The sequence below is a fragment of the Brevundimonas sp. NPDC007368 genome, assembly GCF_042869015.1.
Lineage (GTDB): Bacteria > Pseudomonadota > Alphaproteobacteria > Caulobacterales > Caulobacteraceae > Brevundimonas.
The window spans coordinates 254,496-280,854 of sequence record NZ_JBIAFA010000005.1 but is presented as its reverse complement, the minus strand read 5'-3'; the positions used below and the strand labels follow the sequence as shown (position 1 = coordinate 280,854).

At 67.3% G+C, this 26,359-nt stretch carries 26 protein-coding genes, 1 tRNA gene and 1 other RNA gene; 18 read left to right on the top strand and 10 right to left on the bottom strand.

The genetic code is table 11. The features are described from left to right. Window positions 1-45: 45 nt before the first annotated feature. Both ACFYLW_RS12755 and ACFYLW_RS12750 read right to left on the bottom strand, forming a co-directional pair. Entirely contained in the window at window positions 46-942 is an 897-nt protein-coding gene (locus tag ACFYLW_RS12755) for an ROK family protein (protein WP_312065415.1), read from the bottom strand. Further along, window positions 939-1,433, bottom strand: coding sequence for a GAF domain-containing protein (locus ACFYLW_RS12750; RefSeq protein WP_312065413.1), 495 nt, complete (start codon window positions 1,431-1,433; stop codon window positions 939-941). The genes ACFYLW_RS12755 and ACFYLW_RS12750 overlap by 4 nt, the downstream gene beginning before the upstream one ends. Before the next feature lie 171 nt (window positions 1,434-1,604). Between ACFYLW_RS12750 and ACFYLW_RS12745 the strand changes: the two genes are divergently transcribed. The 3 genes from ACFYLW_RS12745 to ACFYLW_RS12735 all read left to right on the top strand — a co-directional run bounded on the left by ACFYLW_RS12745 (window position 1,605) and on the right by ACFYLW_RS12735 (window position 2,315). Continuing rightward, window positions 1,605-1,784: a hypothetical protein gene (locus ACFYLW_RS12745; RefSeq protein WP_312065412.1), complete on the top strand. Its 180-nt coding sequence runs from the start codon at window positions 1,605-1,607 to the stop codon at window positions 1,782-1,784. Then, complete coding sequence (locus ACFYLW_RS12740; protein ID WP_312065411.1) at window positions 1,781-1,981, top strand: hypothetical protein; 201 nt, start codon at window positions 1,781-1,783, stop codon at window positions 1,979-1,981. Before ACFYLW_RS12745 ends, ACFYLW_RS12740 begins: the two co-directional genes overlap by 4 nt. A 76-nt stretch (window positions 1,982-2,057) precedes the next feature. Next, window positions 2,058-2,315, top strand: coding sequence for a hypothetical protein (locus ACFYLW_RS12735; RefSeq protein WP_312065410.1), 258 nt, complete (start codon window positions 2,058-2,060; stop codon window positions 2,313-2,315). A 263-nt stretch (window positions 2,316-2,578) separates the two neighbouring features. Here ACFYLW_RS12735 and ACFYLW_RS12730 read toward each other — a convergent pair whose 3' ends face one another. Genes ACFYLW_RS12730 through hsdR form a run of 4 tightly spaced genes read right to left on the bottom strand, consistent with a single transcriptional unit; the run spans window position 2,579 to window position 8,044 of the window. After that, a complete protein-coding gene (locus ACFYLW_RS12730; protein WP_390183172.1) occupies window positions 2,579-2,944 on the bottom strand; it encodes a hypothetical protein in 366 nt (121 codons plus the stop codon). Next, window positions 2,928-3,929, bottom strand: coding sequence for an N-6 DNA methylase (locus ACFYLW_RS12725; RefSeq protein ID WP_390183171.1), 1,002 nt, complete (start codon window positions 3,927-3,929; stop codon window positions 2,928-2,930). The genes ACFYLW_RS12730 and ACFYLW_RS12725 overlap by 17 nt, the downstream gene beginning before the upstream one ends. Then, entirely contained in the window at window positions 3,926-4,651 is a 726-nt protein-coding gene (locus ACFYLW_RS12720; RefSeq protein ID WP_313472340.1) for a hypothetical protein, read from the bottom strand. Before ACFYLW_RS12720 ends, ACFYLW_RS12725 begins: the two co-directional genes overlap by 4 nt. Window positions 4,652-4,660: 9 nt before the next feature. Continuing rightward, the gene (gene hsdR / locus ACFYLW_RS12715; RefSeq protein ID WP_313472339.1) at window positions 4,661-8,044 is read right to left on the bottom strand and encodes a type I restriction-modification system endonuclease; all 3,384 of its coding nucleotides are present in this window, start codon (window positions 8,042-8,044) and stop codon (window positions 4,661-4,663) included. A gap of 328 nt (window positions 8,045-8,372) precedes the next feature. Here hsdR and ACFYLW_RS12710 point away from each other — a divergent pair, with 328 nt between their 5' ends. The 3 genes from ACFYLW_RS12710 (at window position 8,373) to ACFYLW_RS12700 (ending at window position 9,658) form a co-directional block, all read left to right on the top strand. After that, a complete protein-coding gene (locus tag ACFYLW_RS12710) occupies window positions 8,373-8,675 on the top strand; it encodes a Bro-N domain-containing protein (RefSeq protein ID WP_312065408.1) in 303 nt (100 codons plus the stop codon). After that, the gene (locus tag ACFYLW_RS12705) at window positions 8,672-8,824 is read left to right on the top strand and encodes a hypothetical protein (protein ID WP_312065407.1); all 153 of its coding nucleotides are present in this window, start codon (window positions 8,672-8,674) and stop codon (window positions 8,822-8,824) included. Before ACFYLW_RS12710 ends, ACFYLW_RS12705 begins: the two co-directional genes overlap by 4 nt. A 291-nt stretch (window positions 8,825-9,115) precedes the next feature. After that, entirely contained in the window at window positions 9,116-9,658 is a 543-nt protein-coding gene (locus tag ACFYLW_RS12700) for a recombinase family protein (RefSeq protein WP_312065406.1), read from the top strand. A 309-nt stretch (window positions 9,659-9,967) separates the two neighbouring features. On the opposite strand, the gene ACFYLW_RS12695 is transcribed toward ACFYLW_RS12700, so the two are convergent. The 4 genes from ACFYLW_RS12695 to ACFYLW_RS12680 form a co-directional block, all read right to left on the bottom strand. Further along, window positions 9,968-11,413 carry a hypothetical protein gene (locus ACFYLW_RS12695; RefSeq protein WP_312065405.1) on the bottom strand — a complete coding sequence of 482 codons (1,446 nt, stop codon included), beginning with the start codon at window positions 11,411-11,413 and terminating at the stop codon, window positions 9,968-9,970. 34 nt (window positions 11,414-11,447) lie between these two features. Next, window positions 11,448-11,903: a hypothetical protein gene (locus ACFYLW_RS12690; protein ID WP_312065404.1), complete on the bottom strand. Its 456-nt coding sequence runs from the start codon at window positions 11,901-11,903 to the stop codon at window positions 11,448-11,450. Next, window positions 11,903-13,555: a site-specific integrase gene (locus ACFYLW_RS12685; protein ID WP_312065403.1), complete on the bottom strand. Its 1,653-nt coding sequence runs from the start codon at window positions 13,553-13,555 to the stop codon at window positions 11,903-11,905. The genes ACFYLW_RS12690 and ACFYLW_RS12685 overlap by 1 nt, the downstream gene beginning before the upstream one ends. A gap of 95 nt (window positions 13,556-13,650) precedes the next feature. Continuing rightward, window positions 13,651-13,726, bottom strand: a tRNA-Ile gene (locus tag ACFYLW_RS12680). Between the two features lie 187 nt (window positions 13,727-13,913). On the opposite strand from ACFYLW_RS12680, the gene ACFYLW_RS12675 reads away from it, so the two are divergent. From ACFYLW_RS12675 to mraY, 12 genes are all read left to right on the top strand, one after another. Next, a complete protein-coding gene (locus ACFYLW_RS12675) occupies window positions 13,914-14,666 on the top strand; it encodes an SIMPL domain-containing protein (RefSeq protein ID WP_312065402.1) in 753 nt (250 codons plus the stop codon). A 149-nt stretch (window positions 14,667-14,815) separates the two neighbouring features. Then, on the top strand, window positions 14,816-16,603 hold the full coding sequence (sppA, locus tag ACFYLW_RS12670; protein WP_312065401.1) for a signal peptide peptidase SppA: 1,788 nt from the start codon (window positions 14,816-14,818) through the stop codon (window positions 16,601-16,603). 124 nt (window positions 16,604-16,727) lie between these two features. Further along, window positions 16,728-17,051, top strand: coding sequence for a hypothetical protein (locus ACFYLW_RS12665; protein WP_312065400.1), 324 nt, complete (start codon window positions 16,728-16,730; stop codon window positions 17,049-17,051). A 9-nt stretch (window positions 17,052-17,060) separates the two neighbouring features. Continuing rightward, the gene (locus ACFYLW_RS12660; RefSeq protein ID WP_312065399.1) at window positions 17,061-17,822 is read left to right on the top strand and encodes an N-acetylmuramoyl-L-alanine amidase; all 762 of its coding nucleotides are present in this window, start codon (window positions 17,061-17,063) and stop codon (window positions 17,820-17,822) included. Between the two features lie 32 nt (window positions 17,823-17,854). Continuing rightward, window positions 17,855-18,231, top strand: an RNA gene (gene rnpB / locus ACFYLW_RS12655) — RNase P RNA component class A. Window positions 18,232-18,708: 477 nt separating this feature from the next. Continuing rightward, window positions 18,709-19,185 carry a division/cell wall cluster transcriptional repressor MraZ gene (locus ACFYLW_RS12650; protein ID WP_296176072.1) on the top strand — a complete coding sequence of 159 codons (477 nt, stop codon included), beginning with the start codon at window positions 18,709-18,711 and terminating at the stop codon, window positions 19,183-19,185. Then, window positions 19,182-20,144 (top strand): 16S rRNA (cytosine(1402)-N(4))-methyltransferase RsmH, encoded by a 963-nt coding sequence (gene rsmH, locus ACFYLW_RS12645; protein WP_312065398.1) that lies wholly within the window; start codon window positions 19,182-19,184, stop codon window positions 20,142-20,144. Before ACFYLW_RS12650 ends, rsmH begins: the two co-directional genes overlap by 4 nt. Continuing rightward, on the top strand, window positions 20,141-20,557 hold the full coding sequence (locus tag ACFYLW_RS12640) for a cell division protein (RefSeq protein ID WP_313472336.1): 417 nt from the start codon (window positions 20,141-20,143) through the stop codon (window positions 20,555-20,557). The genes rsmH and ACFYLW_RS12640 overlap by 4 nt, the downstream gene beginning before the upstream one ends. Window positions 20,558-20,577: 20 nt before the next feature. Further along, complete coding sequence (locus ACFYLW_RS12635; RefSeq protein WP_313472379.1) at window positions 20,578-22,359, top strand: penicillin-binding protein 2; 1,782 nt, start codon at window positions 20,578-20,580, stop codon at window positions 22,357-22,359. Next, window positions 22,356-23,816 (top strand): UDP-N-acetylmuramoyl-L-alanyl-D-glutamate--2,6-diaminopimelate ligase, encoded by a 1,461-nt coding sequence (locus ACFYLW_RS12630; protein ID WP_312065650.1) that lies wholly within the window; start codon window positions 22,356-22,358, stop codon window positions 23,814-23,816. Before ACFYLW_RS12635 ends, ACFYLW_RS12630 begins: the two co-directional genes overlap by 4 nt. Then, the gene (gene murF / locus ACFYLW_RS12625) at window positions 23,809-25,248 is read left to right on the top strand and encodes a UDP-N-acetylmuramoyl-tripeptide--D-alanyl-D-alanine ligase (RefSeq protein WP_312065652.1); all 1,440 of its coding nucleotides are present in this window, start codon (window positions 23,809-23,811) and stop codon (window positions 25,246-25,248) included. The genes ACFYLW_RS12630 and murF overlap by 8 nt, the downstream gene beginning before the upstream one ends. Next, entirely contained in the window at window positions 25,249-26,358 is a 1,110-nt protein-coding gene (gene mraY / locus ACFYLW_RS12620; RefSeq protein WP_312065654.1) for a phospho-N-acetylmuramoyl-pentapeptide-transferase, read from the top strand. It begins immediately after the preceding gene. Window position 26,359: the final 1 nt, after the last annotated feature.

Here is a 26,359-nt window from a genome sequence, read left to right as displayed (position 1 = left end):
TTCGGCGCGGACCATAGCGGCGCCCGTGACGCGATCAATCGGGGATCAGGCGGACCAAAGCCGCGCGGCGCCGCGCACGCCCGAGGAATCGCCCCAATGGGCCGCAAGGATTCGCCCGTCCCAATGATCGGCGAAGGCGTGGCGGGCCACGATCTCGGGCAGGCGCTCATACAACTCGCCGACGTTCGACATGCCGCCGCCCAGAACCAGGACCTCGGGATCGACCAGATTGACCACCATGGCCAGCATCCGACCCAGCCGGTCGATGTAGCGATCCAGCCCCGCCACCGCGCCCGCGTCGCCGCTGCGGGCGGCCTCGACGACGGCCTGCGCCTTCCAGGCTCGTCCGGTCGTCGTCTCGTGATCGCGCTGGAAGCCGGTGCCGGACACCCAGGTCTCCAGGCAGCCGTTCAGCCCGCACCAGCAGGCGGGGCCGGGGGCTTCGTCCGCGGACGGCCAGGGCAGGGAGATATGCCCGATCTCGGCCGCCACCCCGTGCGCGCCCTCGATCAGCCTGCCGTCGATCACCAGCCCGCCGCCGCAGCCCGTGCCGACGATGACGCCGAAGACGCTGGCGGCGCCGGCGCCCGCTCCGTCCACGGCTTCCGACAGGGCCAGGCAGTTGGCGTCGTTGGCCAGCCGCACCGGGCGGCCCAGCGCGGCCTCCAAATCCTCGCCAAACCGGCGGCCGTTCAGATAGGTCGAGTTGGCGTTGCGGATCAGGCCGGTGCGCGGCGAGGGCGAGCCGGGAATGGCCAGGCCAACCGAGCGCGCCGGACCCGCCTCGGCCTCGACACGCGCGATCAGGTCGGACACCAGGGCGAGAGCGGCGTCATAGCTTCCCGGATTAGGTTCGCGGATCCGCGCGGCGAAGGCGCCGGCGTCGTCCAGCGCGGCGGCCTCGATCTTGGTGCCGCCGAAATCGACTCCGATCCGCATCAGGCGGAAAACACCTTGGCCATCAGGCGCTCCAACGCCTCGGCGTCCGCGGCGTCAAAGGCGGCCTTTTCAGTCGCGTCCACGTCCAAAACGGCGATCAGGTCGCCCGCCGCATCCAGCACCGGAACCACGATCTCGCTGGCCGAGCGGCTGTCGCAGGCGATGTGGCCGGGGAAGGCGTGGACGTCCTCGACCACCTGGGTCTGGCGCGTCTTCGCCGCCGCCCCGCAGACGCCGCGTCCGAAGGGAATGCGCAGGCAGCCCAGCGTCCCCTGATAGGGGCCGACCACCAGTTCCTCGGGCTTGGCCGGGTCCACGACGTAGAAGCCGGTCCAGAAGAAAACGGGGAAGGCGTCGGCCAGCATGGAAGCGATCGTCGCCATGCGCGCCGTCCGGTTCGGCTCGCCGTCCAGCACCGCCAGAATCTCGGCCTCGACCTCCGCATAGCGTTCGGCCTTGTCGGCGGGGCGGTCGTCGCGGGCGACATAGGACATGGCGGCTCTCCTTGTTGAGACCGCCATATAGGCTGCGGCCGCGCGGCACAAAGGGGGCGGGCGATGCTCGGTGAAATTAGAACAAAAAGCGAACAATTGACTTGAGGAAGCCGAAGGTCGCGCGCTAGCTTCGCTCATGCCTGTCGCAGCGGCGTGTTTGGGAAGAGCAAAATGAGCGGTGCATCGCAAGCGGACGAGAACTTCGCGCGGCAACTGGCCTGGCTGGATCGTGAACTGGCCTTGCGGGTCGAGGAGGCGCGCGCCGGCGAGCCCGGCAATCGGGCTCTGGCCGTGGGCCTGTTGATCGGTTTGATCGCGGGCATGACGCGCGGCGGATCGGCCGCGTCATGACCAGGATAGGTCCGGTGTCGCCGGAACTGACGCGTCTGCTGGACGACGTCGACTGGTCGCGCTGTTCGGGCCGGGACCTGCATCGGTTGGCCGAAGGCGCGGTCCAGGCGGCGATTCGAGGGACGGCGTCCCAGGGCAAGTTGGCGGCGTCTGACGGCCCAAGCGTAGCTGTTGGCGCGTCCGGGCTGGCGTTGTAAAGGCTGAGCTTTAGGCGGCGGCCGAGATGAGCGGCGGCGCTGATCGTCCTGACGCCGCCGACAGATAGGCGAAACCATGAAACGCACGATCATTGTCGCGGCCGCGCTCGCCCTGTCCGCCTGCACCGCGCCGACCCAGTCCCGCGAAGTGCTGCTGGATGCGGGCTACAGCAATATCGAAATCGGCGGTTACGACTGGTTCGGTTGCAGCGAGGACGACGCCCTGAGAACCAAGTTCAAGGCGACCGGCCCGACCGGGCGCAAGGTCGAGGGCGTCGTCTGCGCCGGCATGTTCTTCAAGGGCGCGACCATCCGAAACACCCGGCGAGGATAGCCGCGATTCCCTCGCAGTACCCGCGAGGCGGCGAGGGAGGAGGAGTGGTAGGCCCGGAGGGAGAGCCTCTAGGGGCTCCTAAGGTGCCGGATTTCCGAGGCTTTAACGACCTTCGGAGAGGTCGTGTGTCACAGTCTGGGTGTCACAGGCAAGAGGGCGATGCACCCCGCCACATAGGCTAAGCTGGCGGGGCGCATACGATGTCCTTTCGCCCAGCAGGCCCTTAACTCTGCCTTGGGCCGACGCGATGGTGACCGAAACGGTCAGCGCGCGGAACCCGAACGCCCGAACATGGGCATCAAGTGACGCCAAAGCGTGTCCTCCAGAAGGAGGACTGTTTCATCCGGAGCATCGCGGTCATAGGCGGCCACCAGAAGATCGATACCGCACGCCGGAACCCAACTGTTGAGCCGTAGCGCATAGGTTTGCTTGGAGCCGTATCCTAGGTGTTCCTTAATGCGAGAACGCAGGGTCAATGAACTGCCGACATACAACACGCGAGATGGCTCGACCTTGTTTAAGCGAGAAAATTTCAGGGAGCCCGCCGCATGGTCTTTGGCTGCTGCAAAACCGTCTTGGAAATTGGTGAGGTGCGCCTGGCCGAGGTCAGCATCACAGACCTGAAGCACGTAGAGACAGCGCCCATTGGCGCAGGCGCTTGCCCGTGTTGTCCTCGAACAGCACGTTGTCGGGCAGCACCACCGCCGCCCGGCCGCCGGGCTTGAGGGCGCGGACGATGTGCTCGACGAAGGCGAGCTGCTTGTTCGAGGTCTCGGCCGTGACCGAGAAGTCGGCCCGACTCGGCCGGCCGCCGCCCTTCTTGGTGCCGAACGGCGGATTGGTCAGGATCAGGTCGGCCTTACCCAGGGCCTCGCCATCGGGGGTGAGGCTGTCGCCCAGGGTGATGGGCCCTTCGATGCCGTGCAGCATCAGGTTCATCAAGGCCAGGCGGTGGGTGTCAGGCACCAGCTCGATGCCGACGAAGGCGTTGTTGCGCTGGAAGAAGGCCTCGGCCGGCGTCAGAGCGTAGAGGTCGTCGGTGTGGTCCTTGATGTAACGGTCGGCGGCCACCAAAAAGCCTGCGGTGCCGGCGGCCGGGTCCTGGATCACCTCGCCGGCCTGCGGCTTCATCAGTCGCACGATGCAGTCGATCAGCGGCCGGGGCGTGAAGTATTGGCCCGCACCGGACTTCTTTTCGGCCGCGTTCTTCTCCAACAGGCCTTCATAGAGTTCGCCCAGGCCCTCCTCGCGCGCCGAAAACCAGTCCAGGCCGTCAATGGCGGTGGTCAGGGTCTTGAGATTGGCCGGCTTGCGCAGCTTGGTCTGGGCGTCGGTGAATATCGACTGCACGACCGGGGCGCCGGACTTGCCCAGATCCAGCAGGGCGCGCTTGTAGTGGTCGAGCTGGTCAACGCCCTCGCGGCCGGCAATGTCGCTCCAGCGGTAGCCGTCAAGGATCCGATCCTCGCGACCCGTCTCCTCCATCATCTTCAGGAACAGCAGGAAGGTCAGCTCGGTGACGTATTCCTGGTAGCTGACGCCGTCGTCGCGCAGGACGTGGCAGAGGTTCCAGAGGCGGGAGACGATGTCGGCTGTGGTCGCGCGAACTTTCACTTCAAAAGCACCAATTCTAGATCGTAGCGCATGCGCGCTATGAAGCGGGCCTGAGCCAGCAGGTTTTCGGATTTTCGGCTACGGAGGTGCTTCGGCATACGTTCCGCGACAAAGCGCGTCAGCATTTGCCTGTTGGCTTCCCCAGAGCGCCGGTGTTGCTCTAGCCAGCTTGAAAGCGCGTCTGGCCCATCGATCTTGCGCTGCGAGCGCTGGCCCTGGTCTGAGTAGACAATCTTAAATGGCGCTCCTGGACCAAAGGAAACGTGATGATCGTCGGTCAAGTCCGGTAGGACAATCTCGCTAGGCAAGAACGTCACGCTTGAGGCTAAGACGGACTGTGACTGAGCTTGTTTGACGAGCTGCGAGCGATTTTTCGCAGCGCTGGTCACATACAAAACGGGATACCCGGCCGCTTCTAATGCCTGGAGAGCTACGTGCTGCCCGAATGAGTTTCGGCGATGGAGATGCATCCTGAAGACAGGAGCTGTGGCGAAGGCAGCACTCGCCAGTTCCTTGGCAGAGGATCGGGTCATCACCTCGGATCGCTTGAACTGAATGAACGTGATGATGCCGCCCTGAGCTATGGCGGCATCATAGCCAGCATCCGCCTCAACCGCCTGAGAGATGAAGTCGGGAAGGTCGTCGTAGGTGCCCTTGAGAGCTTCGAGTTCTCTCAGGTAGGCAAACGCAAACGTAAGCTCTGAAAAATCAGGCCACGCCATACGTGTTCCTCAGCTCGCCGTTCGCCATAGCGCCTCATTCAGGTCCGACAGGACCGACTCCAACTTGCCGTCAAAGCGCTTGTTGATGACCCGGAAGCCGCCGTCGGCCTTGAAGGGTTCGTCATCCAGCGCCTCGCGGTCGACTACGATGCCCTTCTGCAACTGTTCGCCGATGCGGTGAAGCCACCGCTTCTGAACGTCGGTCCAGCTTCCGTTGCGGACCACCGTGTCGACGGCGGATTTCACGCGGTCGGCATAGGGGATCAGCGGGTCGCCGAGGGCGGCCTGGCGGACGTAGCCGATGATTGAGGCGGCGATGTCCTCGTTTGTGGCGTCGGACCAGGCGCGGCGGATGCTGGCGTCGGTGAAGCCCTGGGCGTCGAGTTGAAGCCGCAATTCTCGCAGCTCGGCGCGGGTCAGATCGCGCGGGCGTTGGACCACTGTCTCCAGAGCGGCGATCTTGTTGACGTTGTTCTTTACGAAGGCCGCGAAGGCGTCGAGGTAGTCCTCCGGCCGCTGACCTTCGCCGTAACCTCGGCTGACGTCGACGACGCGATCCTCATGCGTGGAGATCGGCACCAGGATCGGCACGCCGCCGGCGGTCTTCCAGTCGAGCGCGGGTCCCAGCCCAGGACGCCCTTTCGCCCAGGCCGCCAGTTCGTCGGGCGAGCCAGCCCGGAAGCGCCGCAGGGTTTCCTCGAGGGGCTCCCCGGCAGCAAGCTCGGCCTTGGCCCTGGCTTCGGCCGAAAGTCCCTTCAGCTTGCGTGACAGCCTGACGATGATCTGGTCGCGCAGGTCGGCGCGGTGGCGGGCGTCTTCGACAGCCGCCAGTTCCTCCAGCAACTGGGTCAGGGTCAACTTGGGATCGGCGGCGACGGGCCGCATCTCCGTCAACTCCTGCAAGCGGCTGTAGAGGTCGACGGCGTCGAAGATCCTGAAGGTCTCCTTGTGGATCTCCGGGCAGAGCCGCGTCGCCCGGCCCAGCATCTGTTCGTAGAGGATCCGGCTGTTCACCCGGCGCAGGAAGACCAGGTTGGTGATCTTGGGCACATCGACGCCCGTGGTCAGCAGGTCGACCGTAACCGCGATCTTGGGGATGGCGTCGTTGCGGTAGGACAGGATCACCTTGCCTGCGTGGTCGACGCTGCCGGTGATCTTGCGGATCGCCGCGTCTTCAACCTCACCGTGGGCCTCGCGGAAGGCGTCGCGCAGCGCTTTGACCACGATGTCGGCGTGCGCGTCGGAAGCGGCGAACACCAAGGTTTTGTCGGGCTCAGACAAGTCGATGTGGCGGGTGAGCTCATCGGCGACGGCGCGATTGAAGGGCTCGGTGATGACGGTGCGGTTGAAGCTCTCAACATCAAAGTCGAGGGCGTCGGGCAATTTGAAGAGCTCGGCCTGCCCGGTGGGCGCGTGGACGAAGGTCACTTCATCCTCAGCTGCGAAGTGGATGCCGTCTTCGGACAGAGCGGTCTTGATGCGGATCGGCGGCTCATGGTCGACCAGGTAGCCGTCGACCACCGCCTCCCGATAGGAATAGCGGAACACCGGCTCGCCAAAGATCTGGACGGTGTGCAGAGCGGGGGTGGCGGTCAGGCCGATCTTGGTGGCGTCGAAATAGTCGAGCACGCGGCGGTATTTTGAGACGTAGTCGTCCTGGTCGCGGAAGCTGAGCTCGGCGTCGGACATCTCGCGGTCCAGCAGGTAACCCCGGTGGCACTCGTCGATGACCATCAGGTCGTATTGGTCCACCGTCGGCGCATTGGCGGGGTCGTCGGCGAACAGAGTGCGCCGCACGAGGCCCTGGATGGTGCAGATGTGGATGCGGGTCTCGGGATCGGGCGTCACATCGCCTAGGCCCTTGAGCCCGAAGATCTCGGCGAAGCCCTTGCCGCCGACGACCTTGGTGGTGGTGAACTCGCGCTCGGTCTGTTCCCCGAGCGCGCTGCGGTCGACCACAAAGCAGACGCTGCGGAAGCGCTTGGCCGCGATCAATCGGTAAAGCATAGCGATAGCGAGCTTGGTCTTGCCCGTGCCGGTGGCCATACCGACCAGCATATGCGGCCGGTTCTCGGCCAGTCCCTTCTCGACCGCCTCGATGGCCTGTCGCTGATAGGGCCGCAGCTCGAAGCCAAAGTTGAAGCCTTGGGTCTCCAAAGCCGCCTCGGCCGCGTCCTGGTCGGCCTCAAGGCGCTCCATAAGGCCACCGGGCGAGGGCCAGGCCATCAAGGCTGAAGCCGCGTTGGTCGGCCGACGCAGGTCCCTCCGCCAGATTCCGGACGCCGTCTCCAACTGCTTAAGGTAGGGGCGACCGTTAGTCGAGAAGGCGAACGGGGCCTTGAACTCGCCCCACGGGCCTCGGGCGTGCTGATGCGCGGTTCCCGGGGCGATGCCGGCGGCGTAGCGCTCGGCCTGGGGCAGCACACTCATGACATTGCGGTTTCGCCGCTTGGCCTCGACGACGCCGACGAGGATCAGCCCCGCGAAGAGCGCGTAATCGGCGGGACCGCTTGCCGTCGGCCACTCCGCGATGGCGAGGTTTCGTCCCTTGGTGGGCCGAGCGCCCTTCCCGTAGCGAAGCTCCTGGGTGTCGGCTTCCCAGCCGGCCGCGCGGAGTTGCTGGTCGATAATGGCGCGGGTAGCCGCCTCGTCGAGATTGATGACGCTGTCCGCCGCCTCCGCCGCCTTTTCGAACTTGGCGAGCTCGGCGGGCGCAGCCTTCTCGGCCTGCCTCTGGGTGACCTCCAGAGCGGCCCTGACCTGGTCGGCGGCGGCCTCGGCCTCCTCCGCCAGCTTCCGCCAGACCTCGCGCTCCTCGGCTTCTCGGCGCAGACGTTCGGCCGTTTCGATGTTTTCCTGGGCTAGGGCGTCGGCGCGTGCCTGAGCAATCTCGGCGGCGCTCTTGTGGCCTTCGGCCTCGACCTTCAGCCGCTCCAGCTCGGCCCGCAGGCTGACCGTGGGGTCAGCCGGCGGAGGTGGCGGCACGAACGGGTCCAGGGCGAGCTCGGGTTCGCCGCAATAGGCCCGGACAAACCACGCTCCGAGTTCGCGGGCGACTTTCAGGCCAGCCAGAGCGGCGGCGAAGTCGTCATGGCCTTGGTGGACGGCGCCGTTGCCGAGTTTGCGCAGGTAGTGGAACAGATCCAGCGCCTGACGGGAGGCGTAGCCGGCGCGGCCGAGCACTCCGAGGATGTCGGAGAACGACTCGTCGGGCGACCGCAGAGATCCCGTCCGCGCCGCGACCTCCTTCGCCATCAACTCGGCGAACTGGCGCAGCTTGATCAGGGTCGTGTTCGGGTCTGTGCGGAAGTAGTGCTCCGCCTGGGCCGCCAATCGAACCAGCTGCGGCCCTTGCTTGCGCAGGAACTCGAAGTTGGCTGTCATCGGCTGCATCAGATCCCCATTTCCGCCCAGCCCGCAGTTGAGACGAAAGGGGCGGGCCACGCAACTAATGTGTAGCTTGGCTTAGCCAGATCAGGCTTCAAGGGAGCGAATGTCAGGGTCAGCTGTAGGTGGCCCAGGAGACTCGCTGGCGGGAATGTTCGGGATGACGCAGGGAGCTATGGTCGGTTTGATCTGGGCGCTTGCGAGGCATCTCGAGCGCCCCTGGAGGGGGCTGAATTAAGCCGCACCCTTGGAGACCTACACGCGCCTCGGGTTCATTCGAGAGGCCTCGAGATCGGCCGGGTTGAGGCCCTGATCTGAACCAAGAGACCTGACCATGACCGACACCGCCGTCTTCTCCTTCACCCGCGCCGCCGACGACGTCGTGAACATCCGCACCGTGATCCTTGACGGGGAGCCGTGGTTCTTCGGAACCGATGTCCTCCAGGCCCTTAACATCGCCAAGGGCTCGACCACGGACACCTACGCCCGCATCTCCGAAGACCGGAAACGCTATGCGGGTCGGACCAGCCTTGGGCTCCCTGGCGGTCGTCCGGTCGTCCTCCTGAACGAGGCGGGCCTCTACGACTGCGTCATCCGGTCAGAAAGCCCGAAGCCCGACTGTTCCAAAGCTGGGTGACCGGCGAGGTCCTGCCGTCCATCCGCAAGACCGGCAAGTATGCCCTGGCCGACCACGGCCGCGAGGCCATGCCGCTGCCCATGGACATCGCTGAGCTGCAGTCGTGGTTTCAGAAGGCGGTCGCTTTTGGGGTCGATTATCCGCGCTGACATATACAAGCGTGAAGCTTCGGAGATCCCCCCGTGGGGGTCCCCTTCGGTCATTCTGGAGGTGCCCCAGGGATTGAGGGGGCATGTCCTCTACCTTTCTACACGCCTGATGCCGCCGCCACGTAGCGCTAGGGGAAGCTCGCCTGCCTTCGGGTCCGGCTCTGCCGTCGTCCCAAACGGGTAGACGCCACCGGGACATTCCTGCGAGACACCTTAAGCGTCCCAAATGGGTTGACTTGGAGGTTTTGAGACGTCACCGTCTCATGGTCTAGAACTCATTGGGACATCGTCATGTCGCTTATCGGCTACGCCCGCGTCAGCACCACCGACCAGGACCTCACCATCCAGCTGGACCAGCTCCAGGCGGCCGGGTGCGACAAGGTCTTCGCTGAGAAGCGGTCCGGCACGACCACCGCCGAACGGGACCAGTTGGCGCTCGCGCTCGACTATGTCCGGGAAGGCGACATCCTGCTGGTCACGCGCCTGGATCGCCTGGCCCGCTCCATCATCGACCTGCGCCAGATCATCGACCGGCTCCAGGCACGGGGCGTAGGCTTCCGCGCCCTGAACCAGGCCGCCATGGACACGACCCGGTCCGACGGCAGGCTCATGCTCAACATGCTGGCGGCCTTTGCCGAGTTCGAGACCGACCTGCGCCGCGAGCGCCAGATGGAGGGGATCGCCAAGGCCAAGGCGGCCGGGGTCTACAAGGGCCGCAAGCCCACCGTCGATGTCGAGGCCGTTCGCCGTCTGCGCGCGGAGGGCGTGGGTCCGGCCGAGATCGCCCGCCGCCTGGGCATCGGCCGCGCCTCCGTCTACCGGGCCCTCGAATGACGCCACGCCCTTGCCCACCCCTGCTTCTTTTCGCCTCCTTACGACCTCTAGTATAGTCCTAGGGGACCGGAGGTGACCCGAGCGCCGGGAGGAAGGGGAGGCCCTCCCAGTCCTACAGCCAGAGGACTCCGAAGGTGACCCCAACGCCCCAGGGTGTCCGCGACCGGGGTTCTGTCGGCTTCTTGTCGGTCCTCTCCCGTAGGTCCTTACGACCTCTAGTATAGGCCTAGGGGACCTGAGGTGACCCGAGCGTGACCCTCAGCGTCGAGGGCGAAGGGGACCGTCCCCCCACCCTCCAGCCAGGGTCGCTCAGCTCCAGCGGGCGACGTAGGCGAGGAAGGCGGCCTCTTCTTCGTCGGAGCTGAAGCCACGGATCACCGGCGCGGCTGGAGCGGCGACCAGGCGCGACAGTTGCCCCTGGTAGGCCAGGGCCATGGTCTCGGCCAGCGTCCGTTCATCCCGCCGGGCGACGATGAAGCTGTCATGGACGGGCAGGACGGGGCGCTTCATCGCCACAGTGAAATAGTTCATCACCACGTCGGCAATGGCGGCGTCGATGGCCTGCAACTCCAGCCCGCGCAGTCCCTGACGGAACCAGTTCGATATGCCGCTATGTCGGGCCTCAAGGTGGGCCGCCAGCGCCTTGTAGGACATACGACCTTTCAGCCTGGCAGTCGCTCCCGGCGGGGCCTTCACGCGCGCCTTCCCGGGCTGGGCGTTCAGCAACTGCATCATGGCGACCTTCACGACGTCCCGTAGCTCCTCTGGCACGCCCGGCACGGCGTAGGGGTCGTCTCCAGCCGCAAGGGGCGCGCCGTTCAACTGGTAACACAGCCGAGGGTGCAGGCTGGCGAAGTCCAGCTCGACCGTCTCCTCGCCGTCGATCAGAAGTCGTTCGCGATCCGCCTTGGACAGGCCCTGCCACCAGCCCCCATAGAAACGGCCACCTCGATCCCAGCTTCCGTCGTTAAAGATGCGGTAGAGGCGGCATGATCCCGCGCCGCGCGCCTGGAACTCCTCGGCGTCGCTCAGGGGGTCATCCAGACGCGCGCCCGAGGCCTTCTCACCGCTGGTCCCGTCCGACCCCAGGGTGACCTCATGGCCAGCCATCATCGCCGCCCAAGACCGCAGCCGATCCCGCATGGCGGTGGTGTCGGGCGTGTCGTCGTAGTGCAGGAGCGGCTTGCGTCCCCGTCGGGTCTTTGCTTGTCCCTTTAGGCGGATCAACTCGAACCTGTCGTTCAGGGCGACGTCGTCATCCGCGAGGCCTTGTCCATCGGCCCAGGGGAGAAGCGCGTCGGTTCCGCGCAGCCGGGACAGGTAGCCCTTGCCGGACTGCGCGAAGCCATGATCCTCCCGCCGGTAACTCCCGGCACGGCCTTCAGCCAGTCCTGTGCTCGTCAGGAAGTCCGCAACAAGCGTGACCGTGGTCTTCGAGGCTTCAGGATGTCGGTAGCGATCCGGTCCGACATAGCCCAGGTCGCCGCGTGAGTAGGCCAACCAGCGTGTCGGCGTATCGCGCCGCGCCAGCCAGAGCTCCAGCGTTACGGCCTCCAGTATGACCCGTAGCCGCCCACGGTCCGCCGCGCGTCGCCTGCGCGCCCGCTTGGGCTCCCACGCCTCCAGGTCGTCGAGAAGGGCGTCGATGGCCGCGCTCGCCCGGGAAGTGGCCGCTTCGCGGTCCCAGCGGATCGGGCGGCTGTCGGTTAGGTGTCTGCGGTCTTGGATCGGGCTGACTTCGTCCTCGTGACGCATAAGCGCGGCGCTATCCGGCGTTGGCGGGCCATCTCTAACCTCCATCGGCGAGATCCCCGGCCGCTTGCTGAATCGACTCGGCATAGGCCTCGCAACCCTCGATGAAGGACCGGCTCCGGCCGCCGCAATCGAGCGGGTCGCGGATGTCGTTGTCCTGAGCCCAGGCGACACCCGCCTCATGCCCTGAACAGTCCTCGGTGCATCCGTAGGGGCGGCCGAGGTCGTCATATGTAACGCCTTCGTGGTCGGCCACGGCGCGCTCCAGTGCTTCTTCGTCCGAGATCGCCGAGCTGTCCGATCCCTGTTTATTATCGCGCCCCGCCCAGGCCTCGATCCGGTCGGCGTCATCCCTCCAATCCGAATGACCTGATGGGCTTTCGCTGCATCCGCAAAGGGCCGTCAACAGGGCCAGTCCTGTGATTTGCCGCATTCGAAGGTTGGGCATCCTGATGCTAGCCAACAACTGGGCGGGCTCGACAATCAGCGCCATTAGCTCTTCCTCGAAGCAGCGGTAATATCGGGCAGGGTGAACGGCGCATATGACACCTTGGCGAGTTCGCGGCTGAGGAGCGCCACGCGGCCCTTGTCACCGTATCGGGTCGCGACTCCTTGGGTGGTCCAGCCACCCAGCATATCGGCGACTTCCCCGGGGATTGCTGCGTCCCGGCAGGCGTCGCGGAAGCCGTGCCTGAAGCTGTGGAATGGCGTTGCTGGGTCGCTGACACCGAGGTCCTGGCGGAACTCTCCGAACCATTTGGACAGGTAGTGCGAGGCCTTCCCATTCGGCCCCGGCGGCAGAGATGGAAAGGCCGAAATGGTTTTATCGGGCAGCGCGGCGACATAGTTCATCAGCCCGGCGTCAAGGACGGCGCGGTGGATCGGAACGGTGCGTTCGCTCGCTGCGGTCTTCAGCCTGCGGCCCTCGATCCGTCGTCCCGTCTGATCGAACTCGGTAAACCGCATGCACTGGACGCCGTCGATCATGATGAGGTCGGCCCTTCGCAGCGCAGCCAGTTCTCCAGCACGCGCGCCGCTGTAGAGCGCCAGCGCCGGTATCCAGAAACGCCAGGGCTGGTCGCCGTGCGCCAGAGGGGCCAAGGCCTCGAACAGGCGTTGTAGTTCCTCGGTGGTGAAGCCGCGCCGCTTGACGTTCGGACTGGCCGCTAGCGCCATGCCCTGCGCCGGGTTCCGGTCCAGCAGTTCCTCGCCAACGGCCCAGTTGAAGACAGCGGCGAGGTTCTGGAGGTAGGTATTGACGGTGGTCGGGGCGATGCGCTCGCCGCCGTCTTCGTCGGCCAGGTCAGCCGCCTCCGTCAAAGTCCGGCCTGGATAGCGACGTGTAGCGAACTTGGGAACCCGCTGGAGCAGGCTGCGGACCTCGCGGATGTCGGCTCGCGTGACTGCGCGGATAGACCTTTCGGGCCCCAGGACCTCCTCCAGGGCGGAGAAGATGTGGGAATACTTCCGCTCGGTTGACTCCTCCCCATGTCGCGCGAGGCGTTCAGCCTTGAAGGCGGCGATCAGTTCCGCGACGCTCATGCCGACCGGTTGGGACTGGATGGGGGCCGCCAGGACAGGGGCCGGGACCTCTGCCGCCTCGCCGCCCAAGCGACGCTCCATCAGTTCTACGAGACGGACGCGAGCCTTCAACAGCGCAAGGGCCAACTGGTTGCGGCTCGGGTCGCCCTGAGGATACCAGAGGCCTGCTTTCGCAAGCGTCTCGGCGCTCTCTCGGGCGACTGCGGCGGTGTCGAGGGTCGCCAGGGCTTTGCGGTAGTCGGCCGCGTCCTCCTCCAGCCACAAGACCGCGTTGTCGGCAGCTTCAGGGCGACCGATCCGGAAGGCTTCGTCCCATTCCAGCACGTCGGCGAGCCAGGCTTGGGCGAGCTTCTCAGCTTCTGACTTGGTCAAGGGAGGGGAGACCTTGCCCGCATTGCGGGCGCGCACCACGGCGATCTGTTGATCTGTGGTCACGCTGCGCAGACGAGCGCGGCGCTTGGCCTCGTCAAAATCCTTGGTCCCAAGGCTGATCCGCCATTGTGTCTCCCCGAGGGCCTTGGCGACGTCCTTTGGGACACGGCGGCGGAACCAATAGACGGCCCCGCGTCGGTAGAGGTGGTTGCATCCAGGCACGGCTTCCATTCCCGTTCTGGTGACACAGTCTTGTGTCACAGTCCATGGTCGTAGAAGGCCGAAAAGACTGGGAAATCCCGCTATTACTGGCTCCCGAGGGAGTGTGGTAGGCCCGGAGGGACTCGAACCCCCAACCAGACCGTTATGAGCGGTCGGCTCTAACCATTGAGCTACAGGCCCCCGAAGCAGGGACGACGTGCCTAGCAGGGGATGGGGGCGCTGCAAAGCCGCCGCTGACCTGTCGTGCTTTTCATGCCGATGAACGGAACCTGCACAGGGGTCTTTTGCGTTCGTTCAGCTTGGAACGGCCAAGGTAGGGTCGTGGCTGGCGAACACGCCTGGCCGATGGATTTCGACGGAGACGATGATGACCCGCACCGCACGCGCCCTGATGCTGGGCTCGGCCCTGATGACCCTGGCGGTTCCCGCCGTCGCCTCCGCCCAGGCTACGGGCGCTTCTCCGATGCAGGTGCACGCCATGGCGCAACAACCCGCCCTCAACCTGTCCGCCTTTGGCGAGGTCAAGGTCGCGCCGGATCAGGCGACGATCAACTTCGGCGTCGTCACCGAGGCCGCCACGGCCCAGGAGGCCATGACTCAGAACGCCCAGCAGATGACCCGCGTCGTCGCCGCCCTGCGTCGCGCAGGGATTGCCGAGCGGGACATCCAGACCTCGGGTCTGAACCTGTCGGCGCAGTACGACTATCAGCAGAACCAGCCGCCCAAGCTGCGCGGCTATCAGGCGACGAACCGCGTCACGGTGGTCATCAACGACCTGACCAAGGTCGGCACGACCGCCGACGCGGTGGTCGCGGCGGGCGTCAACCAGATCGACGGCATCGCCTTCGGCCTGAAGGATTCCAAGGCGGCCGAGGATCAGGCCCGCCAGCTGGCCGTGCGCGCCCTGCAGGACAAGGCGCGGCTCTACGCCCAGGCCCTCGGCGTCCAGTTGGGCGGGGTCCGCACCCTGACCGAGGGCGGCGGCTATATGCCCGAACCGCCGCGCCCGATGTACGCGCGCGCCATGGCCATGGACGTCGGCGGAGCCTCGACCCCGGTCTCCGCGGGCGAACTGACGGTCCGCATCGACATCAGCGGGACCTACGACATCGGCCGCTGATCAGCTGAAGCCAAGACGAGGGGAGGGCCTGTCGGGGACGGCGGGCCCTTTTCCATTTCCATTACCGCGGCTTCATTTGACGCTTGCCGTCCGCGCTTTATGCTCGCGGCAGGCCGCGCGTGGCCACTGACGGGACGGCCGCCTTTTTCATGAAACAGTTCTTCCTGACCATGCTCGGCGTCTTCGCCGGGCTCGTGGCCTTCTTCATCGTCCTGCCGATCGCGGCCCTTCTGTTCTTCGCCGCCGCCGCGGGCGCGTCCAAGCCGACCACGCCGGCCAATTCGGTGCTGGAGCTGGACCTGCGCGAGGGCCTGACCGACCAGCAGCCGACCAATCCCTTCGCGGCCTTCGGAGGATCCGGCCTGTCGGTGCTCCACATCGTCGACACCCTGGCCCAGGCCGAGAAGGACGACAGCGTCAAGGTTCTGCTGGTCCGCGCGCCCGAGAGCGGCATGACCCCCGCCGCCGCCGACGAGGTGAGACAGGCGATCAACCGCTTCCGCGCCTCGGGCAAGACGGTCATCGCCCACAGCCAGGGCTTCATGCCTGTCGGCGCGGTGGTCTCCAGCTACATGGTCGCCGCCAGCGCCGACCAGCTGTGGATGCAGGACACCGCCAACTTCCAGGTGACGGGTCTGGCCAGCGACAGCCTGTTCCTGGGCCGCGCCTTCCAGAAGTACGGCGTGCAGGCCGAGTTCGAGCAGCGCTACGAGTACAAGAACGCCGTCAACGAATACACGCAGAGCGACTATACCGGCCCGCACCGCGAGGCGATGCTGGCCTGGATGACCTCCATCTACGACAGCGCCCTGGCCAATACGGCGCACGACCGCAAGGTCACGCCCGAGGCGCTGAAGGCGGCTATCGAGGCCGGTCCCTATTCGGCCGAACAGGCCCTGTCGCTGAAGCTGGTGGACAAGATCGGTCAGGTCGAGGACGCCGAGGCCGCCGCCAAGGCCAAGGCCGGCAAGGACGCCAAGATCATCAAGTTCGGCGACTACGCCTCCATGCAGGGCGCGCGTAACGGTTCGGGCAAGTCGGCCATCGCGATCGTCGGCGGCGAGGGCGCGATCATGACCGGCCGCGGCCAGAGCGCCTCGCCCTTCGGCTCGGGCTCGGACATCCGCTCGGACGATACGGCCAAGGCCATCTACGACGCTATCGAGGACAAGGCCGTGAAGGCCATCGTCTTCCGCGTCTCCTCGCCGGGCGGCTCGCCGGAAGCCTCCGAGCAGATCCTGGCTGCCGTGCGCGCGGCCAAGGCGGCGGGCAAGCCGGTGGTGGTGTCCATGGGCGCCTATGCGGCCTCGGGCGGTTACTGGATCAGTTCTGAAGCCGACTGGATCGTCGCCCAGCCCTCGACCCTGACCGGCTCCATCGGCGTCTTCGGCGGCAAGTTCGTCCTGGCCGACGCCCTGGGTCGTTTCGGCCTGGACATGCGCGGCCTGTCGGTCGGCGGCGACTACGCTGACGCCTTCTCGCCGGTGCAGGGCTTCGATCAGGGCCAACGCGCCGCCTTCGCCGCCTCGATGGACCGGGTCTACGAAGAGTTCGTCGCCCGCGTTGCCAAGGGCCGCAAGCTGCCGGTCGAGCGCGTGCGCGAAATCGCCAAGGGCCGGGTCTGGACCGGGGCTCAGGGCAAGGCGCTGGGTCTGGTCGACGAGCTGGGCGGCTTGAACGAAGCCATCATCAAGGCCCGCAAGCTGGCCAATATCCCGACCAGCGAGTCCGTGCGCTTCAAGCGCTTCCCCACGCCGCAGTCGCCGTGGGAAGCCCTGGCCAGCGCTTTCGGCGCGTCCGGTCAGGCGGCGGACGCCATGGTCTCGGTCGGCCGCGTCATGGGCGATCCGGCGGCCCAGGCCATGCTGAACCGGGTCGAGGCCGAGCGCCTGCGCAGCCGCGGCGCGGTGGTGCTGGCCGACCAGCCGGCATTTTGATGACCGTAACCGCGAAAAAGACCCTGACTGATGCGTGATGTCGCAGTCCATTGACCGTTCAGGTCGATGGACCGACATTGGGTTTCAGGCGTTCCTTTATCGGCGCGCCGCGAAAGGCAGTTCCATGATCCAGTCCGACCCCTTTGTTCAGATCGGCTTCAATGCCCGACGCCGCACCGGCGGCGGTCTGCTGGCGCCCTTCGTCTGGCTCGGGGGGCTGGTCGCCACGGCCATCGCCGTGACCGTGGGCGCGGTTCTGGCCGTCCTGACCGCCGCCGCCGTGGCGGTGATCGCACTGATCGCGGGGGTGGTGGTCTTTTTCGCCGGCTTCGCCTTCCGCGCCCGTCGCGCCCGCAGCGCCCGCGCCCGTCAGGACGAGGGCGTGATCGACGCTCAGAAGGTCGGCGACACCTGGGTCGCCTATGGCTGGGAACGCGAAGGGCGCTGATCGGGCGCCATGCCGAGCTTCATCGACGCCCCGTCGCCCAATTTCAACGCCCGGCGCGGCCCGCCGGACATGCTGGTCCTGCACTACACCGGGATGCAGACGGCTGACGAAGCCGTCGCCCGGCTGCGCGATCCGGCCGCCGAGGTCTCGGCCCACTATGTCGTCAACGAGAACGGCGTGGTCCTGCGTCTGGTGCCGGAAGAGCGCCGCGCCTGGCACGCCGGTCGCGGCGCCTGGCAGGGCGAGACCGACGTCAACGCCGCCTCCATCGGCGTCGAGATCGTCAATCCGGGGCACGAGTTCGGCTATCGCGCCTTTCCCGAGGCGCAGATCGCGGCGGTCATCGACCTGGTCGCCGACATCCGCTCGCGCTGGACCATCCCCGACGCCCGCATCGTCGGCCATTCCGACACGGCCCCCGACCGCAAGCAGGATCCGGGCGAACTCTTCCCGTGGCGGCGTCTGGCCGAGGCCGGGCACGGTCTGTGGTTCGATCCCGCGCCCGAACGCGTCGCCGCCCTGGGCGCTGACCTGTCGCCGGGCGACGAGGGGCTGGGCGTCATCGTCCTGCGCTCGGGTCTGCATCGGCTGGGTTATGGTCTGAAGCCGGGCGGCGACTACGACGACGAAACCCGCCTGACCGTCGAGGCCTTCCAGCGTCACTGGCGGCCCGACCGCATCGACGGCGTCGCCGACGGCGAGACCCGCGCCCGCCTGGTCGGACTGTTGCAACTGGCCTCCGCAGAGAGCGTCACCGGCGTTCTGGATTGACGCGCGGCGCGTTCGCGCGCACTTAGCCCCCGCCAGACGGCCGGGCGGTCGCGGCGAGAGCTTGCTCTTGTCGAGGAAAGTCCGGGCTCCACGGTGAAGAGGCGGCGGGTAACTCCCGCCCGGGGCGACCCGAGGGATAGCGCCACAGAAAGCAAACCGCCTGGGCTCCGGCCCGGGGAAGGGTGAAAGGGTGGGGTAAGAGCCCACCGCGTCGGCGGCAACGTCGGCGGCATGGCAAGCCCCGCCTGGAGCAAGACCGAATAGGGACGTCGCGCGGTTTCGGCCGCAGGGTTCACCGCCCGAGGCGTCCGGGTAGGTCGCGAGAACCGTCCAGCAATGGGCGGTCCAGAGGAATGATCGTCGCCGCCTTCGGGCGGAACAGAACCCGGCTTACAGGCCGTCTGGCATATTTTCTTGGGCCTATCGCCCTTTGGGCTACTTGAGGCCCATGTTGTCTGGCCTATCGCGCTTCGCGCTGCTTGAGGCCGTTTCCGCTCAACTTCCGCCGTCATCCTCGGGCTTGACCCGAGGATCGGGCTGTCTGGTTGCACGACCTTGGCAAGGAAGGGCGCGCCATCACGCTCGATCCTCGGGTCAAGCCCGAGGATGACGGGGAAGGGGAGGGCATTAACCCTTGCGTTGAAAACATGGCGGAAAACACCATCCACAGCCTGTGAATACTCTTGATGTTGCTTGTATGTTCTCTTTTTCGACTGTCTGAAGCGTTCGGCGAACTGCAAATTTGGTTAAAGGGTGTCAACTAATCCCATTGAGGCCCATCTGATCCCATGCTATCCCACAACCTCATGAGTAGGGGCTGTGGCCCGACGCGTGGTGTCATCAACGGATTTCAGGGACGGGCCGAGGGGCTCGATTGGGGCAGGGCGTGTTTCTCTCGACCTACGAGAAGCAGCTGGACGGCAAGCGCCGTCTCCTGATCCCCCAGGAATTCCGCACGGCTGAAAACGGCGCCGAGCACGGCGTCTTCTGCTTCCCCTCCATCGAAGCCGACTGCCTGGAAGCGGGTGGCGACAAGCTGTTCGCCGAATACCGCGCCGTCATCGAAAGCCTGCCCTTCGGCGATCCCTATCGTTCGGCGCTGGAAGCCTCGATCTTCGGCGAGCAGAAGCCGCTGTCCTACGACTCGGCGGGACGCATCACCCTGCCTGAGCACCTGTGCGCCGAGGTCGATCTGTCCGACACGGTCGTCATCTACGGCGTCGGCGAGCGCTTCCAGATCTGGAACAAGGACAAGTGGGCCGCGCACCGCGCCGAGCAGCGCCGCATGGCGCGCGAGGGTCTGAAGCAGTTCGGCGAAATGCGCCGTCAGGCTGCGGTCGCCAAGACCGGGGGCGCGGCATGACGTCTCCGCACGCCCCCGTCCTTCTGGCCGAAGTCCTCGAGGCGCTGAAGCCTCAGCCCGGCGACGTCATCATCGACGCCACCTTCGGCGCCGGCGGCTATACCCGCGCCATTCTGGAGCGCGGCGCCCAGGTCATCGGTCTGGATCGTGACCCGACGGTTCAGCCGCACGCGGACGCGGTCGCCGCCGCCTGGCCCGGCCAGTTCCAGCTGATCCGCACGCCCTTCTCCGGTCTGGCCGAGGCCTTCGCCGAGAGCGGCAAGGCCCAGCTGAACGGCGCCGTCTTCGATATCGGCGTCTCGTCCATGCAGTTGGATCAGGCCGAGCGCGGCTTCTCCTTCATGCGCGACGGGCCGCTGGACATGCGCATGGGCGATACGGGGCCGACCGCCGCCGACATCGTCAACACCTGGGACCACGGGCCGCTGGCCCACATCTTCAAACAGTATGGCGACGAGCGTCAGTCGGGCCGGGTGGCGACCGCCATCCTGCGCCGCCGCGTCGAGCAGCCGTTCAGCCGCACCCTCGATCTGGCTGAAGTGGTCGAAAAGGCCTTGGGCGGCCGTCGCGGCGCGGCCATCCATCCGGCTACCCGGGTGTTTCAGGCCCTGCGCATCGCCGTCAACGACGAGTTGGGCCAGCTGGAGCGCGGCCTGGAAGCCGCCGAGGCGACCCTGGCGCCCGGCGGCCGTCTGGTCGTCGTCACCTTCCATTCGCTGGAAGACCGCATCGTCAAAGCCTTCCTGACCGAGCGCACCGGCAATGCGCCGGGCGGTTCGCGCCACGCCCCGGTCGCGGTGGAAACCCGCAAGCCCAGCTTCTATCTGATGTTCAAGGGCGCACGCGAGGCGGGCGAGGCCGAGCTGGCCGCCAACCCCCGCGCGCGCTCCGCCCGACTGCGCGCCGCCGTCCGCACCGAGGCTCCGGCCTGGGGCACGATCGGAGGGGGGCGCGCATGATCGCTGTTCCCGTTCCGGTGAAGCGCCTGTTCGACTGGAAGGTTCGCGGCGTGCGCTGCGTTGAGATCATCGGCGTGGTCTGCGTCGCCGCCCTGATCTTCTCGGTCTATATCGCCAAGGCCGCCGCCGCCCGTGAAAGCGCCGAGATCAGCCGCATCGAGAGCGAGATCCGCGAGAACCGCCAGCGCGTCCGCCTGCTGCGCGCCGAGGCGACCCGGCTGGAGCAGCCCGCCCGGCTGGAGGCCTTGTCGCGTGAAATCGGCCTGGGGCCGGTTGATGTGAAGAAGCAGGCGGTCGAGACGGGCTTGCCCGCCATCGCCCCGCCGCCGGCCGTCGTCGCGGCGCCCGCGCCCGTGGCCGCCGCGCCTGCCGCTCAGGCCGCTGAACCCGTCGCCGGGGAGAGCCTGCATTGAGCGTGCATGATCACCACGGCATGGACTATCGCCGCCCCGCGCCGGGCCGCCCGCAGCCGCGCCCGCAAGGCCCGTCGGTCGGCGGCCTGTTCGCCGCCTGGGGGCGCTGGGTCGCCAACTGCGTCTGGTGGATGGAGCACTCGTTCGAGCGCGCCCGCGCCGATGGTCGCCCCGAAGAAGACACCCGCGTCCGCATCTTCCTGATCCTGGCGGTGTTTTCCGCTGTCTTCGCCTGCCTGGCCCTGGGCGCGGCCCACGCCGCCCTGTTCGCGCCGCGTGGCGCGGCGGGCGCGGGCTTCAATCCGAACGCCCTGACGCGCGCCGATCTGGTGGACCGCAACGGTCAGTTGCTGGCCACCAACATCACCCACTACGGCCTCTACATCGACCCGCGCGAAATCTGGGACCCGGCCAGCGCCAGGGCCCAGCTGCGTCGCGCTCTGCCGCGCGTCTCGGCCAAGCGTCTGGACCGCGTTATGGGCGGCGAGCGTCGCCTGCTGGTGCTGAACGGCCTGACCCCGTCCGAGCGCAGCGCGGTTCACGCCCTGGCTCTGGGCGGCGTTTCATTCGAGCCCGAGGATCGCCGCGTCTATCCTCTCGGCACCTCGGCGGCTCACCTGATTGGTCGCGCCGACACGGGCGGCGAGGGCGTGTCCGGCTCCGAGCTGGCCTTCAATCAGGAAATCCGCGCGGCGGGCGCCGCCGGCGAGGACTTCCAGCTGTCGATCGACCTGCGCGTTCAGGGCGTGGTCGAGAACGAACTGGCCGCCGCCGCCGAGGCCGCCGGGGCCAAGGGCGCGGTCGCCGTGGTCACCGACGTGCAGACCGGCGAGGTCCTGGCCATGGCCAGCTGGCCGACCTACGACGCCAACCGCCGCAACAGCGCCCCGGAAGAGGCCCTGCTGAACCGCGTCACCTCGGGTCACTATGAAATGGGCTCGGTGTTCAAGAGCTTCACCGTCGCCGCCGGCATCGACACCGGCCGGGCCGACATGAACACCCTGTTCGACGCCTCTCAGGCCCTGCAGATCGGCAACCGCCGCATCAAGGACTTCCACGCCACCAACAAGGTGCTGACGCTGGAGGAGGTCTATCTGCACTCGTCCAACATCGGCACCTCGCGTCTGGCCGTCGAAATGGGCGGCGACGTGATGCGCGACTACTTCCAGCGGCTGGGCCTGCTGGAGGCCGCGCCGATCGAGCTGAAGGAATCGGCCCGCCCGTCGCGGGTGCGCAAGTGGGACGACAGCACCCTGGCCTCGCTGTCCTTCGGCTACGGCATCATGGTCACGCCGATCCAGTATGTGGCCGCCTACGCCTCTCTGGCCAACGGCGGGCGCTATGTGCCCCTGACCCTGCGCAAGGGCGGTCTGCCCAACGCCCGAACCCGTCAGGTCGTCTCGCCTGAGACCTCGGCCACCATGCTGGACCTGATGCGCCGCAACGTGACGCGCGGCTCGGGCCGGTTCGCCGATGCGCCGGGCCTGCGGGTCGGCGGCAAGACCGGCTCGGCCAACAAGCTGGTCAACGGCCGCTACGACCCGACCCACGCCGTGGGCTCCTTCGCCGCCGTCTTCCCCGCCGACGGCCCGGTGACGGCCAAGCGCTATACGATCTTCGTCCTGGTGGACGAACCGTCCTCCTATCCGCGCACCGGCGGCTATGTCGCCGCGCCCGCCGTCGGCAAGATCGCCGACCGCATCGCCCCCTTCCTGGGCGTCGAGCGCAAGGCCGACCGTTGGTCCACCGCCCTGGGCGAGAAGATCCCCGAGTTCGAGGACGTCGAGGGAGACGGCCGATGAGCGCCCTTCGTCTGTCAGAATTGCTGCGCCGTGACGTCGCCTCGGACCCCGAGATCACCGCCGTCACCGCCGACAGCCGCAAGGTGGTCCCCGGCGCCCTCTTTGTAGCCCTGCCGGGCTCGAGCGCCGACGGCCGCGCCTTCATTCCGCAAGCCCTGGCCAAAGGCGCCGCCGCCATCCTGGCCCCGGCCGACACGCCCGCGGGCGCCGCGCCTCTGCTGGTCGCCTCGGGCGACGTGTACCGCGCCTATGCGCTGGCCGCGCGCAGCTTCTACGGCGCGCAGCCGAAAACCTGCGTCGCCATCACCGGCACCAACGGCAAGACCTCGGTGGCCAACTTCTGCCGCCAGATCTGGGCGGGCCTCGGTCTCAAGTCGGCCAGCATGGGCACGCTCGGCGTGGTGGGCCAGAAGGGCGACAAGACCTACGCCCTGACCGGCCCCGGCCTGACCAGCCCTGACGCCGCCGACGCCGCCCGCCTGCTGGCCGAACTGGCCGCCAAGGAGGTGACCCACCTGGCGCTCGAGGCCTCGTCGCACGGCATCGAGCAGCGCCGTCTGGACGGGGTGGCCATCCGCGCCGCCGGTTTCACCAACCTGACCCAGGACCACCTCGACTATCACGGCACGATGGAGGACTACCGCGCCGCCAAGCTGCGCCTGTTCGAGGCCCTGCTGCCGCGCGGCCGCACCGCCGTGCTGAACGCGGACTCCGACGCCTATTCGGCCTTCGCCTCGGCCTCGATCATGGCGGGTCTGGGCGTCATGGGCGTGGGCGAGCGCGGGCGCGATCTGAGCCTGCTGGCGCGCCGGGCGACGCCGGAAGGCCAGCGGCTGACCATCGACGCGCGCGGCCGCATCCACGACATCCTGCTGCCTCTGGCCGGCGCCTTCCAGGCCTCGAACGCCCTGGTGGCGGCGGGCCTGTGCATCGCGGGCGGCGAAGACCCCGACCGCGTCATCCCGGCCATGGAGTTCATTCAGGGCGCGCAGGGCCGTCTGCAGCGCATCCCGGGCGAAGGCGCGCGCGGCGGCGAGGTCTATGTCGACTACGCCCACACCCCCGACGGTCTGGAGACGGTGCTGAACGCCCTGCGTCCCCACGCGACGGGCAAGCTGATCGTCGTCTTCGGCGCCGGCGGCGACCGCGACCGCGCCAAGCGGCCGATGATGGGCGAGATCGCCGGGCGTCTAGCGGACGTGGCCATCGTCACCGACGACAATCCGCGCTCGGAAGACCCCGCCGCCATCCGCGCCCAGGTCCGCGCCGGCTGCCCCGACGCGCTGGAGATCGGCGACCGCCGCGAAGCCATCCGCCACGCCGTATCGCTGATGCGCGAAGGAGATGTGGTGGTGATCGCCGGAAAAGGGCATGAACAGGGACAGATCGTCGCCGGGGTCGTGCATCCCTTCGACGACGCCACCGAAGCGACCGAAGCCCTGCGCGATCATGCCTGACACCCAAACGCCGCTCTGGACCGCCGAAGCCATCGCCTCGGCGACCGGCGGCCAGCTCCACGGACCCGACGCATCTGTCTCGGGCCTGACCTACAACAGCCGTGAAATCCAGCCGGGCGATCTCTTCCTGGCCCTGCACGGCGCGCGCGACGGGCACGAGTTCGCCGCCGCCGCCTTCGCCGCCGGGGCCACGGTGGCACTGGTCGACCGCCCGGTCGAGGGCGGGCCCTATGTTCAGGTGCACGACACCTTGAAGGGGCTGGAGGCCATGGGCGTCGCCGCGCGTGATCGCGCGCGCCTGCGCGGCGCCGTCACCGGCAGCGTCGGCAAGACCAGCGTGACCCAGGCGATCAAGGCGGGCCTTGATCTGGCCGGCTCCAGCCACGCCTCGATCAAGAGCTACAACAACCACATCGGCGTGCCCCTGACGCTGGCGCGGATGCCGCACGGCACCGACCGCGCCGTGTTCGAGATCGGCATGAACCATCCGGGCGAGATCGGCCCGCTGTCGGCCTTCGTCCGCCCCCACGCCGCCTGCGTCACCACGGTCGGCCCCGTCCACATTGAAGCCTTCGCCGACGGCGAGGCGGGCGTGGCGCGCGAGAAGGCCGCCATTTTCCAGGGCCTGATCCCCGGCGGCGTGGCCGTGGTCAACGCCGCCGACGCCCATGCCGACATCGTGCGTCAGGGCGCGCTGGACGCCGGGGCGACCTTGCGCACCTTCGGTCGCGAGCCGGGCTGCGACGCCCGCCTGCTGGACTTCGTCCCCGACAGCGAGGGCGCGACCGTCGTCGCCGAGCTGGACGGTCAGCGTATCGAGTATCGTCTGGCCCAGTCCGGCGTGCACTGGGGCCTGAACAGCCTGTGCGTCATCCTGATGCTGCAGGCGCTGGACGTGTCGCTGGACACCGCGCTGCAGGCGCTTGCGGGCTTCCAGCCTCTGGCTGGGCGTGGGCAGATGAAGACGGTCGCCATCCCCGGCGGCGCCTTCACTCTGATCGACGAGAGCTACAACGCCAATCCCCTGTCGATGAAGGCGGGCTTCGTCAGCCTCGGCGCCAAGCCGGTGGGGCAGGGCGGTCGTCGCGTCGTCGTCCTGAGCGACATGCTGGAGCTGGGCGATCATAGCCGCGCCCTGCACGAAGGTCTGGCCCCGGCGATACAGGCGGCGGGTCTCGACCTCGTGCATGCGGCCGGACCGCAGATGCGCCAGCTTTACGACATCCTTCCGCCCTCGCTGCGGGGCCAATGGCGCGAAACCGCCGCCGAACTGGCCGCCGAGGCCGCCAGCCTGGTCCAGCCCGGCGACGTGGTCATGGTCAAGGGATCGAACGGGTCGCGCGCCGCGCTGGTCGCGGCCGCGCTTGCAAAACTCGGCCCCGCCGAACAAGAGGCGCGCGACGCCGCCGGGGACCAAGGAAAGTCCGCTTAAATGTTCTACCTGCTCTATCTCTATTACGCGGACATCGCGCAGGAATATCCCCTGCTGCACCTGATCCAGTATCAGACGGTGCGCGTCGCCCTGGCCATGGCCACGGCCATGATCGTCGCCGTCGCCATGGGCAGCCGCTTCATCAACTGGATCCGCGCCAAGCAGGGCCGCGGCCAGCCGATCCGCGAGGACGGCCCGGTGTCGCACCTGTCCAAGGTCGGCACCCCGACCATGGGCGGTCTGATGATCCTGGCGGGCATCGGCGTGGCCGTCCTGCTGTGGGGCGACCTGACCAACCCCTATATCTGGATTGTCTCGGGCGTGACGGCGGCCTTCGGCGTGCTGGGCTTCATCGACGACTACGCCAAGGTGACCAAGCAGACCTCGGCGGGGCTGACGTCCAAGCAGAAGCTGGCGGCCCAGGCCGTGGTGGCCGTGATCGCGGGCGTTCTGACCGTCGTCTGGATGACCTATTCCCCGACCTCGCCGGGGCTGGAAACCTCGATCGCCTTCCCCTTCCTGAAGGCCATCCTGCTGAACATCGGCTGGTTCTATGTGGCCTTCGCGGCCTTCACCATCATCGGCTTCTCCAACGCCGTGAACCTGACCGATGGTCTGGACGGCCTGGCCATCGTGCCGGTGATGATGGCGGCGGGCGCCTTCGGCATCATCTCCTATCTGGTCGGCAACTTCCTGTTCGCCGACTATCTGCAGGTCCACCACGTGCCCGGCGCGGGCGAGCTGGCCATCTTCTGCGCCGCCATGATCGGCGGCGGCATGGGCTTCCTCTGGTACAACGCCCCGCCGGCCAAGATCTTCATGGGCGACACCGGCTCGCTGGCCCTCGGCGGCGCGCTGGGCTCCATCGCCGTCGCGACCAAGCACGAACTGGTGCTGGGCATCGTCGGCGGCCTGTTCGTGGTCGAGGCGGCCTCGGTCATGATCCAGGTCGGCTACTTCAAGCTGACCGGCAAGCGCATCTTCCTGATGGCGCCCATCCACCACCACTTCGAGAAGATGGGCTGGCCGGAATCGACCGTCGTCATCCGCTTCTGGATCGTCGCCGCCATGCTGGCCCTGGCCGGTCTGGCCACGCTGAAGCTGCGCTGAT